This is a genomic window from Sorangiineae bacterium MSr11367 (genome assembly GCA_037157805.1).
GTDB lineage: Bacteria > Myxococcota_A > Polyangia > Polyangiales > Polyangiaceae > Pendulispora > Pendulispora rubella.
In genome coordinates, this window is sequence record CP089983.1 from 5,805,780 (window position 1) to 5,819,074 (window position 13,295).

Sequence of the window (13,295 nt, forward strand, 5' to 3'; positions counted from 1 at the left end):
CCCAAAAACCAGCAAACCTGACTGCGGTCAAAGTCCCTCTTGAGAAAACGAGGGCAGAGCACGCAGCGGCTTGCGACGTCCGCGGTTTTACGCGTAGCACCGGTTTTAGACGGTGGCAACGACCAACTTGCACACGCTACCCTCGATTTCGTCGATATCTCGCTGCGAGCCATGACCGAAGGAGACACCGTGGAGTCCGAATCCTCTGCTGACCAAGCAAAAATCGCGGGAGAAAAGGTAGCCCGCGACAGATTGATCGGTAAAACCGCGATCATCACCGGCGCATCTGCCGGTATCGGGCTCTCTGTGGCAAGGAAGCTCGCCGAAGCGGGAGCGAACGTTGTGCTCGTGGCGCGAGGGCGCGAAAAGCTCGACGCAGCAGCCGCCAGCATTGGCCTTGAGCGCGCCATGTCGTTCGCGGCCGATGTATCCCACTTCGACAGCTTGCGCGAGCTGCTCCGCGCCGCGAGAGAACGCTTCGGACGAATCGACATCCTCGTGAACAACGCCGGCCTCAACCACCGAGGCCCCGCGGTCGGCATATCGCCCGATACGCTCGCCGCGATCATCACGACGAACCGGCCGCAGAATGCGAAATCGATGGCAGATGAGGCCTACGAAGGCCGTCAGGCCGAAGTGAACCTGACTGCACCTGTTTTTCTCAGCCGATTGGTCGCCGAACACATGGTGCAGCAGGGCGCGGGCTCGATCATCAACGTGGCGAGCCTGGCCGGAAAAATCCCCGTCAAAGACGAAGCGGCCTATTCGGCCTCGAAAGCGGGCCTGCGCGCCTTCGGCCGGGCCCTTGCGATGGAGCTCGACCCCATAAGGCAAGGTTCGATGGAACGTATCGGTTGTCGAACTTCCGCCCTGCGAGGACGGCGGCAGCGGGACAAGACCGGCGGGACCGGCGCAATGGTTGGTTCGGAGAGAAAGAATCGCCACAAAGTCTGGCGATCATCGCGTGGAAGGGTGGGCGAACGCGCCGGCCTCGCCGGGTCCGTTCCGCTGCCGCTGCTCGACTGCAAGGCAGTTCTGTACTGGAGCAAACCATCGAATGTTACGTTCGGGGTGCGCGTCTCCACGGTGTGCCCCGGTCCGGTCGATACCGAGTTTCTGGGCGCTTTGGAGCACGTACCGGATATCGTCCTATCGCAACCCATGGTGACTCCCGACGACGTGGCCGATGCCGTTCTCGCCTGCATCACGAGCGGCAAACGCGAAGTGAGCCTTCCCGCCCTTTCGGGGCTGCTCACGACGCTCGGATACGTGTTCCCGAGCCTCGCCGCAGCCTTGCATCCGCTGCTCGAACGCCGAGGCGCCGCCAATCGACGGCGCTACGTCGCAGCCCGGGCGGCCGGGAGAGCCGTATGACTTCGAAAAACTTCTTACTTGCATGTTGCATCGTTCTAATCGGGTGCAACTCCACGATTGCCGTGGGCTTGGACGAAGACGACGCCAACCGCGTCGTCGTGGCGCTCGATCACGCCTCCATCGAGGCCAGCAAAGAGGCCGATCCGAATGCGGAGGGCAAATACCACATCGTGGTCGCGCGGGAAGACTCGGGCCGCGCCCTTGCCGCTTTGCGCGACGAGGAGCTACCGCGGACGCGCTCTCCGGGACTGCTCGAGGCGATGGACAAGAACACGCTCGTGCCCAGTCAAGCCGTGGAGCATGCGCAGATCGTGGCCGGGCTCGCAGGCGATCTGCAGCGCACGCTCGAAGGGGTGGACGGCGTGCTCTCGGCCCGCGTGCACTTGAATCTCCCCGCGCCCGATCCGGTAAAGGACGCTCCGGTAAAGTCGTCGGCCAGCGTCCTCGTCTCGTACCGCGGCCCCACGTCACCGCTCAGCGACATCGCCGTGCAGCGTCTGGTTTCGGGCGGCGTACCCGGCCTCGCACTGAGCGACGTGGCGGTGGTCATGATCGCCCGCCCTGCCCTGACCCAGGTCGCACCGGCCGGTCATGCGCTCACGCACATCGGGCCGTTCGTGATCTCGCGCGCGTCCAAGCGGATCCTGGAGGTGGCGCTCCCCATGGCGTTGGCCCTGGTGTTCGCGTTCTTCTGGTTCGTGTACTTTACGAGGTTCTCGCGGCTGCGCGCCGAGCTGGCCTCGGTCACCCCCGCCCCGCCCATTCGAGAGGAGCCCACGTTGCGAACGAAGAAGGAGCGCGCGTGATCGAGATCCGAGGCCTCACGAAGCACGCGCGCGAGCCCGGCGCCGTCCCCATTCTGCGCGACGTGAGCCTCCAGGTTCCAAAGGGGTGCCTCTACGGATTGATCGGCCCCGGCGCCGCCGGCAAGAGCGTGCTCTTGAAGCTCATCGTCGGGCTTCTGCGCGCCGACGGCGGCGAAATCCTGGTGGAGGGCGAGGACATCACGCAAATGTCCGAGCTGCGGCTGCAAGCGGTGCGCACCAAGTTCGGGATGCTCTTTCAGAACAATGCGCTGTTCGATCACTTGTCCGTGGCGGACAACATCGCATTCCCGCTGCGCCGGCTGTTCTCGCTTTCGGAAGACGAAGTGGCGGCGCGCGTGTCCGAGCGCCTCGCGTGCGTGGCCCTCACCGGTTTCGAAACGCGCATGCCGTCGGGACTCTCCGGTGGCCAAAAGAAGAGGGTCGGTGTGGCCCGTGCCACGGTGAGCCACGCCTCCATCGTCCTCTACGACGAGCCGGCGGCGGGGCTCGATCCGGTGACCTCGCAGAAGATCTTCGACCTGTTGCGCAGCGAGCAACGGGCCTCGGGCGCCACAGTCATCATGGTCTCGAGCGATCTGGATCGCCTGCTCACGGTCACCGACCGCGTGGGGATGCTGTACCGAGGCCAACTCATCTTCGACGGCACCACGGACGAAGCACGAGGGACCACCGAGCCGATGGTGCGCCAATTCGTCCACGGGTTGACCGAGGGACCGCTTTGAGGGGGCAAGACCTTCTCGATCTCACCAGCGTCCTTCTTTCGCTGTTCGGCTCCGCGGCCGTGGTCTTCGCCATCGTCAGGTGGGACGAGCGGCGCCTTCCCGACGAGCAACTCGAGCGGGCCTGGCCAGGGTCGACCCGCCTGTTGGCCCCCCTCGCCTTCGGACCCATGTGCCTGCCGGTCCATTTTTGGAGGACCCGGCGCAGCGTCTTGGGGACCCTTCTCGGCGTCGTTTATGCCGCGGCGGTCCTGCTCCTGAACTTCGTGTTGGTCTCGCTGCTGGAGCAGCTTCTCATTTGACTATTTGACTCGATGTCAATTCCGCTAGTCTTTGGGCCATGGCAGCAGCGACGGCGCCCGATCGAGATCCTGCTCCCGGACCGTCCCGGCTCGATGCCTTCGCCGAAGGTGTCGGGCAAAGCTTCCTGGTCATCGCGGCCACCGCCGGCGGCATGGGCGTGCTCCTCGGCCAGATCGTGCGGCGCCTTTTCCCGCCGCGCATCGACAAGACGGAGCTGTGGCGCAACCTCTACAAAATGTCGGTCAAGTCGCTGCCCATCGTGGTGGTGACCGCCCTCTTCGTCGGCGCCATCATGGTCATCCAGGCTGCGCCCATCGTGAAGCGCTATGGCGCCGAGGGCCTCTTGGGCTGGGGCGCCGGCTTCGGCACCCTGCGCGAGATCGCGCCGCTGCTCACGGCGCTCATGATCAGCGGCCGCGTGGGCGCGAACAACACGGCGGAACTCGGAACCATGGTGGTCACCGAGCAGGTCGACGCCCTGCGCGCCCTGGCCATCGACCCCCTCTCGTTCCTCATCCTGCCGCGCTTCATCAGCATCACCTTGACGCTGTTCATGATGACGCTCTACGCCGACTGCCTCGCGCTCTTGGGCGCGTCGCTCACCGGCGACGCGCTGCTCTCCGTCTCGCCTCAGAGCTTCTACAACGGCCTAGTGGGCAGCGGCCTCCTCGGCTTCGGGGACGTGGCCAATGGCCTGTTCAAGAGTTTCGTCTTCGGCCTGGTCATCGCGCTTTCGAGCTGCCACTTCGGCCTGTCCACCACCGGCGGCGCCCCCGGCGTGGGTCGCTCCGTCACCGCCACCGTGGTCGCCAGCGCCGCAGGCATCTTCATCATCGACTACCTCCTCAGCTTCATCCTGGGATAGGCCATGAGCGCGAGCACGCATCAGCGGCAAGAGGCCGATCACGAAGACGTCCCGCGCGCCGCGCCTCCGTCGGGCCCCATCGCCGCCCTCGGGGCCACGGCCCTCGACTTTCTGCGCGCGGGGCTCGAGCTCTATTCCGTCTTCGTTCGCGCCCTCTATTACGTCTTCCGCGGGCGGCGCGAAAAGGGTGCCCTGCTGAAGCAGATGTTCGAGATCGGCAATCGCTCGGTCTTCTTCGTCTCCATCACCATGGGCTTCATCGGCATGATCCTGGTCTACCAGTCCGGCTTGCAACTGCGCCGGGTCATTCCCGATTTCACCATGCTGGGCGCCACGTACCTCGAGCTCTTGGTGCGCGACCTCGGGCCGTCCATCGCATCGCTCATCCTCGCCACGCGCGTGGGTGCGGGCATCGCCGCCGAAATCGGATCCATGGTGGTCACCGAGCAGGTGGACGCCCTGCGCATGTGCGCGGCCGATCCCATCGACTTTCTCGTCGTCCCGCGCTTTCTCGCGAGCCTCATCATGACCACGATGCTCATCGTCTGGGCGAGCACCGTGGCATTCTTCGCCGGCGCGGCCACCGCATATTTCGCCTACGACCTGTCGTTTCAGACCTTCTTCAACATCTCGCTCATCGACACGGGCGACGTCGTCACCGGCATGAGCAAGTGCATCGCCTACGGTGCGGCCATTCCCATCGTGAGCGGCTACTGCGGGCTGTCCACCTTCGGCGGGTCCGAGGGCGTCGGCTGGGCGACCACGCGGGCGGTGGTCAACTCGTCGCTGGCCATCATCGTGCTCAACTTCTTCATCTCGGGCGCAGCGTTTTTGATTTTCTGAGTGGCCACGACCTTCCATGATTGAGTTCAAGAACATCGCCAAATCGTTCGGGCCCAAGAAGGTCCTCGACGACGTCAGCTTCGCGGTGAAGCGGGGCGAGGTCTTTTTCATCATCGGCGCCTCGGGCGTTGGCAAGAGTGTCCTCATCAAGCACCTCGTGGGCCTGCTCTACCCCGACGGCGGCGAGATCTGGCTCGATGGCCAGGAGATCAGCCAGCTCGACGAAAAGGGCATGTACCCGGTGCGGAAGAAGTGCGCGATGGTCTTCCAGCACTCCACGCTGTTCGACTCGATGACCTGCGCCGAGAACGTGGCCCTGCCCTTGCGCAAGCACAAAGGCCTCTCGGTGAGCGAGGCCCTGGACGAGGCGCAGCGCCGCCTCGAGATCGTGCACATGGCAGAATTCGGCGCGCGCTACCCGTCGGAGCTGGGCGACGGCATGCGCAAGCGCGTGGCCATCGCGCGCGCGCTCACGCTCGATCCGGAGTTCGTCCTGTTCGACGAGCCCACCACCTCGCTCGATCCCGTGAGCGCGCGGCGCGTCGACAAGCTGATTCGCGAGCTCTCCGACAAGCTGGGAGTCACGTGCGTGGTCGTGAGCCACGACTTGGTGAGCATCTTCACGATCGCCGACCGCATCGTGATGCTTTATAAAGGAAGGGTGCGTCTATTGGGCACACGGGACGACTTCAAGGGCGCGAACGACGAAGTGGTTCAACAATTCATTAACGGTCGCGCGCAAGGGCCGATGGATCTCTGAGAGGCCGCCATGCTTAAAGAGCGATCGATCGAAGTCAAAGTCGGCGTGTTGATCCTGGTCTCACTGGGAATTTTGGCCGCGTTCATCCTGGTGATGGGCGGCCTCTCCTTCGAGCGGACGTATCCCCTCTACGTGGACTTCGACAACCCGGGTGGCCTGCAGGCCGGCGCCGCCGTGCGCATCGCCGGCGTCAAAGTCGGCTCGGTGGACGAACTGCGCTTCATGGGCGGCACCATCGACAAGGAGACGGGCCGCCGGGTGCTCGTGCGGGCGAAACTCAAGGTGCAGGTGAAGGTCAAAGACACCATCCACGAGGATGCGGACTTTTACGTGACCACGCAGGGCGTCCTCGGCGAGCAGTTCCTGCAGATCGAACCGGGCACGCCCACCCGGGGCATCCTGCGCGAAGGCGCCGTGGTCAAAGGCATCGATCCTCCCCGACTCGACCTGTTCCTGGCCAAGGCCTACGAGCTGCTCGACACCGCCGTCACGGGCATCCGCAACAACCGCGAACTGCTCGGCGACATCGCCGTGAACACGCTGGGCGTCCTCAAAGGCCTCAACATGGCCATCTCGGACAACCGCGAACGCGTCAACCGCACCATGGAGAACCTGGAAAAGCTCTCCGCCGAGGCCAACGCCCTCACGCAAGACGCGCACAAGACGATCAACGACCCGAAGATCCGCCGCACCATCGACAACATCGACAAGCTCTCCACGGATCTCCAGCGCGACTCGGGCCCCATGCTCAAAGACGCCCGCGAGGCCTTGGGCAACATCAACCGCGCCTCCGCCACCGTCGGCGCCCCCGAAGAGCAGGCAAAGCTGAAGAAGACCCTCAACGACGTCGCCGAATTGGCCAACCGAGCCAACGCCGCCGCCGCCGACGCCCAAGCCATCGTCGCCCACGTGAAGAAGGGCCAAGGCACCGTCGGCGCCCTCATGATGGACGAAGAGGTCTACGACGACGTCCAGGAAATGGTGCGCGACCTAAAGCACAACCCCTGGAAGTTCCTCTGGCGCGAGTAGGTCCGCGAGAAGAAGAAAAACCGCCAAGACGCCAAGAGCGCCAAGGATCTGGATTCATAAGCACAATCCATCTTGGCGATCTTGGCTTCTTGGCGGTTCGCTTTTTCAGCGACTACATATCGCTGGCCGTGTCCGCGCCGCTGTCGATGGGGGGCTGCGTATCCGGAACGTTCGTGTCGGGCACATTCGTGTCTGGCCGATTGACATCGCGCACGGCGGCGTCCGCATCGCGGGATGCATCGCCGGCATTTCCGTCGCGGCGGCCCGAGTCGTTTTCGGGCCGGGGCTGCGCGCCGGAGAGATCGCTCTTGCAGACGCGGCGGCCATCGTTCAGGGGAACGCAGGCGAGGCCCGGTTCACAATCGGTGGCCTGTAAGCAGTCGGAACCCTCCCCGGAGAATTTGCTCTCGCTGCACGAAGCCAAGGCCAGCAGAATGCACGGAGCGACGGCGCCCAGCGCCAGGGCGGTTCGGGCCCTTATTCCAAGGTGATGAGGACGGCTCCCTCTTCGACGGCGGCCCCCTCGGCAACGTGAATTTGCTTCACGACGCCCCCCTGCTCCGCCTCGACCGGCATCTCCATCTTCATCGACTCGAGAATCACACACGTTTGGCCCTCTTCGACTTTGTCTCCTACGTTGACCTCGATCTTCCAGACTGTGCCGGTGATGTGCGCGGTGACTTCGATCGGCTTCGCTGACATGTTGGGTGGCCGGACACTAGCTTTTTTCGCAACGATCAACAACTCGGCCGTATCGTTCACCTGGCGGAACCGCAGGGTGTTCGTGCGGTTGCGTAGGAGATCTTAAACCTGTAACTTTTGTTATAGGAAACGAGACCCATGGCGGAACAGAAAGAGAGTTCGGTCCTCTTCTCGCTCAAAGAACTCATGAGCCTCGAGGAAGATCGAATCAGGCAGGAAGAATCAGATCGCCGTCGTCAGGAAGAAGACGCGATCAATGCGCGCCTCGAGGCGGAGCGTCGTGCCCGCGAGGAAGAAGAGGCGCGGCTGCGGACCATCGAGAACGAGCGCCTCGCCGACGAGCAAAGGCAACGCGAGGAGGCCGCGCGACTCGAGGCCATTCACAAGGCCGAAATGGAGCGTGCGCGTCTCGAGGCCGAAAACGCCGCGCGGTTGCAGCAGCTTCGCAGCCAACAAGAGCACGCCGAGCGCGTGGCGGCCCTCTCACAGGACCGCAGCAAGAAGAAGCTGCTCTACATCGCGGTCAGTTCCGGCGTCGTCCTGCTTCTCGTGCTGGTCTTCGGCGGCATGGCCATCAAGAGCTCCCTCGACCGGCAGAAGGTCCTCGAGGACACCATCTCCACGCTCAACAACGACGCCGAAAAGCTTCGTTCGGACATTGCCCAGGCCACCACGCCCGAGGAGCGCGCCCGCTTGGAGCGTGACCTCGCCGAGAATCAGAAGGCCATGGCCGAATTGAAGGCCAACCCCGGAAACGCCCCGCAAGCCGCCCCACGGCCCCGCGTCAACCGGCCTTCGCAAGGCAACACCGCCACCGGTACCAGTGGGGGCTCGGCGCCCGAGAAGCAGAAGCCCTGCGATTGCAAGCCGGGCGACCCGCTTTGCTCGTGCCTGTAGTCTAGTTGTGGGGGGCTCCGCCGCCCCACGCCCCCGAGACAGGTTTGTGAGGGGCTCCGCCGCCCCACGCCCCCGAGACAGGTTTGTGAGGGGTTCCGGTGCCCCACACCCCCGAGACAGGTTTGGGGGGGGCTCCGCCGCCCCACGCCCCCGAGCGGCTCGTTAGTTCGGTTGGGGCGCTGAGTCGGCGCGAAATCTTCGCGTGTTTTCCCAGAAGAATGTGATAGGCGACCCGTCATGAGCACGGGTCGTCTCATTTTTGCAGCGGACTTCGCGGACGTCGACGAGGCGCGTCGCGCGAGCCTGGCACTCCAGCCTCACCTGGGGCTGGTCAAAATCGGGCTGGAGTTGTTCGTCGGTGCAGGGCCGCAGGCGCTCGCCTGGGCGCGCGAGGCCGGTCTGCCGGTGTTCCTCGATTTGAAGCTGCACGACATCCCCGCCACCGTCGAAAGGGCGGTCGATCGCGCCGTCGCGCTCGGGGCGCGCATGCTCACCGTGCACGCCGGCGGCGGCAAAGAGATGCTCGCCCGGGCCGTTCGATGTGCCGAGGCGGCGGGCGACACCTGCACCATCGTGGCGGTCACCGTTCTCACATCGCTCGACGACGCGGACCTCACGGAGCTCGGCGTCGACGCCAAGCCCGACGCGCATGCCCGCAGGCTCGCGCGATTGGCCTTCGATCAGGGCGTGCGCGCGTTCGTGTGCTCCCCCGAGGAGGTGGCGACGTTGCGCGTGGAGCTCGGCCCGACCGCCACGCTCATCACGCCCGGGGTAAGAGCCGCGAAAGGCAGCGACGACCAGAAGCGCGTCGCCACCGCACGCGACGCCGTTGCGCGCGGCGCGGACTACGTGGTGGTGGGCCGCCCCATCCGCGACGCGGTCGATCCCGTCGCCGCGGCGGCGAGCCTCGATCAAAGCGTGCGCGAAGCGCTCGCGGGGCGCGCGTAAGCCATGAAGCCGCGCTTTCAAGACAAGGCTCGCTACCGCGAGAACCCGACGCCACCTGCACCGCCGCTACCGCCGGGCACGCGCCTCATCGTGGGCATGCAACCCGTGCGCGAGGCCATTCGCGCCGAGGAGCGCGGCCGCAAGCCGCCGATCAAGGTCCTCGTCGACGACAAAGGCTCCCCCCAACTCGACGCCGTCGCGCGATTTGCGCACGATCGAGGTGTCCCCGTCGAGCGCATCTCGCGTGCGGAGCTCGATCGGCATACGCGCGGTGCGCACCATCAGGGTGTCGCGGCCCTCGCGCCCGAGCTCGAGATCCTCGATTTGGCGGATCTCACCTTGGGCCCCAGGGCACTCGTACTCGCCCTGGACGAACTGCAGGATCCGCAGAACTTCGGCGCCGTTCTCCGCTCGGCCGTCGCGCTGGGAACCGATGCGGTCATCTGGCCCGAGCATAGCTCCGCTCCCCTCAGCCCGGCCACGTTCCGCGCCTCCGCGGGCGCCGTGGAGCATGCGACCTTGTGCCGCGTGCAGAGCCTCCCCTCCGCGCTGTCGGAGCTCGCCGAACGCGGGTTCGATGTCGTCGGCCTCGATGCCCAAGGCGACGAATTGCTGCAAGATGCAAGCTTGGACCTGCCGCTCGTCCTCGTACTGGGTGCGGAAGGCAAAGGACTGCGCAAGTCCGTCAAGCAGGCGTGCCGCCGCTTGGTGCGTCTACCGATGAGGGCCGGCGCCGTCGATTCGCTCAACGCGTCGGTTGCCGTGGCCATCGCGCTCTATGAAGTCGCGCGACGCCACGGCATCCGTAAGGACGATTGAGGCTTCTAGTGCCCGAGAGACGGCACGGCCGTCTCTCCTTCGGCCGCCGGCGCAGCTTCCGCCGGCGCTGCAGGCGCGCCCTCTTGCGGCGCCTCCGCTTGCGGCGGGGCCGCAGGTGCGGCAGGTGCGGCGGGTGCGACCTGCGCGGGGACGTGTCCCGGACGGAGCAACATCGCGTGGAGCTGGGTGCGTAGTTGCTTCTTTCGCTCCTCGACGAAGTCGGGGGCGAAACAATCGCTGCTCGCGAATTGTTCGACCACGCCGCCGATTGCGAACGTTGTCATGTAGAGCGAAAGGCCACTCAAGATGACATGACGCGGGGATAGCTCCGGCGAGAAGCTTCCCTCGCGTTGGCCGTCTTCGACGAAACGCTCGGCCGCCTTGAGCACCGGCAGCCAGGTCTCGCCGAAGCGAACCCTCACGAACGGGCCCCAGTCCATCAGCTCGCGCAGGATGAGGCGCGCGGCCGAAACCTGCACCCCCAGCGCGGAGACGAACGAGTCCGTCATCAAGTCGAGTCGTTCGACGAACGACCCCTCTGTTTGGGCGGCTTCTATAACGAGGCCGCCCAGGTTGTGCACCAACCGCTCGAAGACCGCGTTGTACAACGCGTCCTTGCTGGCGAAATGGTGGAAGAGCGAGGCCTTTCGAAGGCCGACGCTTTCGGCCAAGTCGGCCATACTGGCGCCTTCATAACCTCGTTCGGCGAAGAGGCGGGTGGCCGCTTCGAGGATCAGATCACGACGGCTTGTTGAATTGGGTGCACTCTGGGTCACGGCTGCAAGGCTGCCTGCGGGGGGTTTTCGTGGGCTCGGACCGGCTTGAGCAGCTCGGTAACCGCGTTAACCAGACCCGCTTCGACCTCCCGCGGTAGGAGCGAGCCTGCATGGAACAGTGCGAAACCAACATATTCGTGCAACAACTGCATAAGCCACGCATCGGGATCGTCGCCCGCGATTGCGACGAGATTGCGGGCTACGCGCTCGGGACGGAAAGAGCCGTCGGGCAGTGGACCTGCACCTTGAAAGAGCGCGTCATAAACCCCACCACCGGTGGCGAAGCGCGCAAGCCCGTCACGGAACTCCTGTCCGCGCTTGGCCGCATCGACCTGCCGATGAACCTCGATGATTCCCGGATTGAATGCTTCGACGATCGCCTCCGGCCCGCGTGGGCGCGGCGCAATCACTTGGACGAACCCGCCGTTGACGAGTTGGAACACGGCGCGCGTAACCTCGAACTCGAGCTGGCCGATGCGACGACCAATCTCCGAGATCGACAACTTCCCGTCACACAGCGCATACACCTCGGCGAGGTTCTCCGGAACTTTGGCGTCACGTGCGTCACGTGAATGTGATGACACGTCCACGACGGAGCGTGCACCCGACACCGTATCACCAATGGGCGATCGGACGGAATTGACCGGAGACATGTACGAAGCCCGAATGGGGACGTAATCGTCGTTGGGAACTTTCTCCCGGAAGAATCGCATTTCGTCCATGCGCCGCGCCCCCTCCATCAGCAGCCCCGCTGCGTGGAGGTTGTGCGGCCGGAGCATGCTTTTCTCGTCGTACCGGTCGTAAAAGTAAAACATCCCCTCGCCCACCCTTAGCGCTCCGTAAAAAATCTCCTCAGCTTGACGTGACATCATCCGGTAAAGCTCTTCCGCGGTGACGAAGTCAAGTTCGATGGCTGCTTCACCTAGCCGTTTTCCGGATGCGTTGGATACCAAAATCACACGCTCGAGTTCTTCCCGGGTTACCACGCCGAACCGATAAAGCACCTCTCCCAGGCGTTCGGCAGGGACTGTAGAAGCGGCCCCAACGAGTGTACCGACGTCGAACGTTAGGGACCGAAGGCCTTCTTCCTCGAAGATTTGCAGTTCACCTCGCCAGTTCGATTGTGCGATGAGAGCCACTACATCACACAAAGCCCCTGGTGTGCGGATCTCACCTGCCAATTTGAGCACTGAGGCTGAATCGATCTCACTGCGCAGGACGATGAGGTTCCTTGGGCTGGGCATGGCCCGCCATTCACCGGCACGCGAACGGAGCTGCTGGCTCGCCGTGCGGCCGACGGGATGGACGGTTCCCGTCTGGTCGACACGGAGCAGATCTTCACGATCCGACATTTTTCAGTGAGGATAACGAAGGACGCGAAAAGAGGGTTAACTTTGCGCCGTTGTTTCGAGAAAAAGCGGACTGTTCTGTATAAATATTTGGAAATACTGATGATTTTGCGACGACAAACCACGCCGGACGGGACCTGAACATGGCCGTTTCCGGCATCGCGGGCACCGCGCAAGAGCTCGAACAAACACTGCAACGTTCCGGTTATTTGGCCGATGCACGGCTTGCGCTGACCGTGTGGCTTGCCTTGTCGCTCGACAAGCCGCTCATGCTCGAAGGTCCCGCTGGCGTAGGCAAAACGGATCTGGCGCGCGCGCTGAGCGAAGGCATGAAACGGCCGCTCGTGCGTCTGCAGTGTTACGAAGGCCTCGACGAGAGCAAGGCACTCTATGAGTGGGACTACGCGAAGCAGATGCTCTACACGCAGCTGCTGCGCGACGCTGTTTCGCGCCAAACGGAAGGTGCAACATCGTTGGGCGACGCCGCGGATCGCATCGCGGGCGAGGGCGATGCTTTCTTCAGTCCGCGCTTTCTCGTCGCACGCCCCTTGCTTCGCGCACTGACATCCGACGAACCGGTGGTGCTTCTCATCGATGAAGTCGACCGCGCGGATCCGGAGTTCGAGGCGTTCCTGTTGGAGATCCTCGCCGAACGTCAGGTGACCATCCCGGAATTGGGCACAGTGCACGCGAAGCACGCGCCGCTGGTGCTCCTGACGACCAACGCCACGCGCGACATGACCGACGCGCTCCGCCGCCGCTGCCTCCACGCCTTCGTCGACTACCCTCCCCCGTCACGCGAACTGGCCATTCTGGAGCTGCGTGTGCCCGGCATTTCAAAAGCGCTGGCCACCGAACTCGCACGCGTCGCCCACGAAGTCCGCAAACTCGATCTCCGCAAGGCCCCGAGCATCGCCGAAACCATCGACTGGGCCCGCGCGCTGGTGTTGCTCGGCGCAAGCGCCCTCGATCCCGAGCTCGCGCGTTCCACGTTGGGCGCGCTCCTGAAGCACGAGGAAGACCGCGTCAAGGTCGAGGCAAAGCTGGAGAAGCTCTAACCGCCAAGACGCCAAGAACCCAAGAA

Annotated in this window: 16 protein-coding genes; 12 read left to right on the forward strand and 4 right to left on the reverse strand. The window is 64.3% G+C overall.

The genetic code is table 11. The annotated features are described in order from the left end of the window. Positions 1-171: 171 nt before the first annotated feature. From LVJ94_22055 to LVJ94_22090, 8 genes are read left to right on the forward strand one after another with little or no spacing between them, the layout of a single operon-like run. Complete coding sequence (locus LVJ94_22055; GenBank protein WXB09899.1) at positions 172-1,374, forward strand: SDR family NAD(P)-dependent oxidoreductase; 1,203 nt, start codon at positions 172-174, stop codon at positions 1,372-1,374. Further along, positions 1,371-2,180 carry a hypothetical protein gene (locus LVJ94_22060; protein WXB09900.1) on the forward strand — a complete coding sequence of 270 codons (810 nt, stop codon included), beginning with the start codon at positions 1,371-1,373 and terminating at the stop codon, positions 2,178-2,180. The genes LVJ94_22055 and LVJ94_22060 overlap by 4 nt, the downstream gene beginning before the upstream one ends. After that, on the forward strand, positions 2,177-2,923 hold the full coding sequence (locus tag LVJ94_22065) for an ATP-binding cassette domain-containing protein (GenBank protein WXB09901.1): 747 nt from the start codon (positions 2,177-2,179) through the stop codon (positions 2,921-2,923). Before LVJ94_22060 ends, LVJ94_22065 begins: the two co-directional genes overlap by 4 nt. After that, complete coding sequence (locus LVJ94_22070) at positions 2,920-3,222, forward strand: hypothetical protein (protein WXB09902.1); 303 nt, start codon at positions 2,920-2,922, stop codon at positions 3,220-3,222. The genes LVJ94_22065 and LVJ94_22070 overlap by 4 nt, the downstream gene beginning before the upstream one ends. Before the next feature lie 38 nt (positions 3,223-3,260). Continuing rightward, positions 3,261-4,088, forward strand: coding sequence for an ABC transporter permease (locus tag LVJ94_22075; GenBank protein WXB09903.1), 828 nt, complete (start codon positions 3,261-3,263; stop codon positions 4,086-4,088). Positions 4,089-4,091: 3 nt separating this feature from the next. Beyond that, the gene (locus LVJ94_22080) at positions 4,092-4,931 is read left to right on the forward strand and encodes an ABC transporter permease (protein ID WXB09904.1); all 840 of its coding nucleotides are present in this window, start codon (positions 4,092-4,094) and stop codon (positions 4,929-4,931) included. Positions 4,932-4,947: 16 nt separating this feature from the next. Further along, positions 4,948-5,691, forward strand: coding sequence for an ATP-binding cassette domain-containing protein (locus LVJ94_22085; protein ID WXB09905.1), 744 nt, complete (start codon positions 4,948-4,950; stop codon positions 5,689-5,691). 9 nt (positions 5,692-5,700) lie between these two features. Then, on the forward strand, positions 5,701-6,720 hold the full coding sequence (locus tag LVJ94_22090; GenBank protein WXB09906.1) for an MlaD family protein: 1,020 nt from the start codon (positions 5,701-5,703) through the stop codon (positions 6,718-6,720). Between the two features lie 112 nt (positions 6,721-6,832). Here LVJ94_22090 and LVJ94_22095 read toward each other — a convergent pair whose 3' ends face one another. Both LVJ94_22095 and LVJ94_22100 read right to left on the reverse strand, forming a co-directional pair. Further along, complete coding sequence (locus LVJ94_22095; protein ID WXB09907.1) at positions 6,833-7,144, reverse strand: hypothetical protein; 312 nt, start codon at positions 7,142-7,144, stop codon at positions 6,833-6,835. A 53-nt stretch (positions 7,145-7,197) separates the two neighbouring features. Beyond that, positions 7,198-7,422: a biotin/lipoyl-binding carrier protein gene (locus tag LVJ94_22100; protein WXB09908.1), complete on the reverse strand. Its 225-nt coding sequence runs from the start codon at positions 7,420-7,422 to the stop codon at positions 7,198-7,200. A 138-nt stretch (positions 7,423-7,560) separates the two neighbouring features. Here LVJ94_22100 and LVJ94_22105 point away from each other — a divergent pair, with 138 nt between their 5' ends. The 3 genes from LVJ94_22105 (at position 7,561) to rlmB (ending at position 10,086) form a co-directional block, all read left to right on the forward strand. After that, complete coding sequence (locus LVJ94_22105; GenBank protein ID WXB09909.1) at positions 7,561-8,319, forward strand: hypothetical protein; 759 nt, start codon at positions 7,561-7,563, stop codon at positions 8,317-8,319. A gap of 237 nt (positions 8,320-8,556) precedes the next feature. Beyond that, positions 8,557-9,267 (forward strand): orotidine-5'-phosphate decarboxylase, encoded by a 711-nt coding sequence (gene pyrF, locus LVJ94_22110; protein ID WXB09910.1) that lies wholly within the window; start codon positions 8,557-8,559, stop codon positions 9,265-9,267. A gap of 3 nt (positions 9,268-9,270) precedes the next feature. Then, positions 9,271-10,086 (forward strand): 23S rRNA (guanosine(2251)-2'-O)-methyltransferase RlmB, encoded by an 816-nt coding sequence (gene rlmB / locus LVJ94_22115; protein WXB09911.1) that lies wholly within the window; start codon positions 9,271-9,273, stop codon positions 10,084-10,086. Positions 10,087-10,091: 5 nt separating this feature from the next. Here rlmB and LVJ94_22120 read toward each other — a convergent pair whose 3' ends face one another. Continuing rightward, a complete protein-coding gene (locus LVJ94_22120) occupies positions 10,092-10,766 on the reverse strand; it encodes a TetR/AcrR family transcriptional regulator (GenBank protein ID WXB09912.1) in 675 nt (224 codons plus the stop codon). 92 nt (positions 10,767-10,858) lie between these two features. Then, a complete protein-coding gene (locus LVJ94_22125; GenBank protein WXB09913.1) occupies positions 10,859-12,214 on the reverse strand; it encodes a DUF4388 domain-containing protein in 1,356 nt (451 codons plus the stop codon). Between the two features lie 140 nt (positions 12,215-12,354). Between LVJ94_22125 and LVJ94_22130 the strand changes: the two genes are divergently transcribed. Continuing rightward, entirely contained in the window at positions 12,355-13,269 is a 915-nt protein-coding gene (locus LVJ94_22130) for a MoxR family ATPase (GenBank protein ID WXB09914.1), read from the forward strand. Positions 13,270-13,295 lie beyond the last annotated feature (26 nt).

Bases quoted from the DNA above. Each gene is read 5' to 3' on its own strand.
- LVJ94_22080 (WXB09904.1), top strand. From the start codon at position 4,092: ATGAGCGCGAGCACGCATCAGCGGCAAGAGGCCGATCACGAAGACGTC.
- LVJ94_22055 (WXB09899.1), top strand. From the start codon at position 172: ATGACCGAAGGAGACACCGTGGAGTCCGAATCCTCTGCTGACCAAGCA.
- LVJ94_22085 (WXB09905.1), top strand. From the start codon at position 4,948: ATGATTGAGTTCAAGAACATCGCCAAATCGTTCGGGCCCAAGAAGGTC.
- LVJ94_22105 (WXB09909.1), top strand. From the start codon at position 7,561: ATGGCGGAACAGAAAGAGAGTTCGGTCCTCTTCTCGCTCAAAGAACTC.
- LVJ94_22125 (WXB09913.1), bottom strand. From the start codon at position 12,214: ATGTCGGATCGTGAAGATCTGCTCCGTGTCGACCAGACGGGAACCGTC.
- LVJ94_22100 (WXB09908.1), bottom strand. From the start codon at position 7,422: ATGTCAGCGAAGCCGATCGAAGTCACCGCGCACATCACCGGCACAGTC.
- rlmB (WXB09911.1), top strand. From the start codon at position 9,271: ATGAAGCCGCGCTTTCAAGACAAGGCTCGCTACCGCGAGAACCCGACG.
- LVJ94_22075 (WXB09903.1), top strand. From the start codon at position 3,261: ATGGCAGCAGCGACGGCGCCCGATCGAGATCCTGCTCCCGGACCGTCC.
- LVJ94_22120 (WXB09912.1), bottom strand. From the start codon at position 10,766: ATGGCCGACTTGGCCGAAAGCGTCGGCCTTCGAAAGGCCTCGCTCTTC.
- LVJ94_22130 (WXB09914.1), top strand. From the start codon at position 12,355: ATGGCCGTTTCCGGCATCGCGGGCACCGCGCAAGAGCTCGAACAAACA.
- LVJ94_22090 (WXB09906.1), top strand. From the start codon at position 5,701: ATGCTTAAAGAGCGATCGATCGAAGTCAAAGTCGGCGTGTTGATCCTG.
- LVJ94_22060 (WXB09900.1), top strand. From the start codon at position 1,371: ATGACTTCGAAAAACTTCTTACTTGCATGTTGCATCGTTCTAATCGGG.
- pyrF (WXB09910.1), top strand. From the start codon at position 8,557: ATGAGCACGGGTCGTCTCATTTTTGCAGCGGACTTCGCGGACGTCGAC.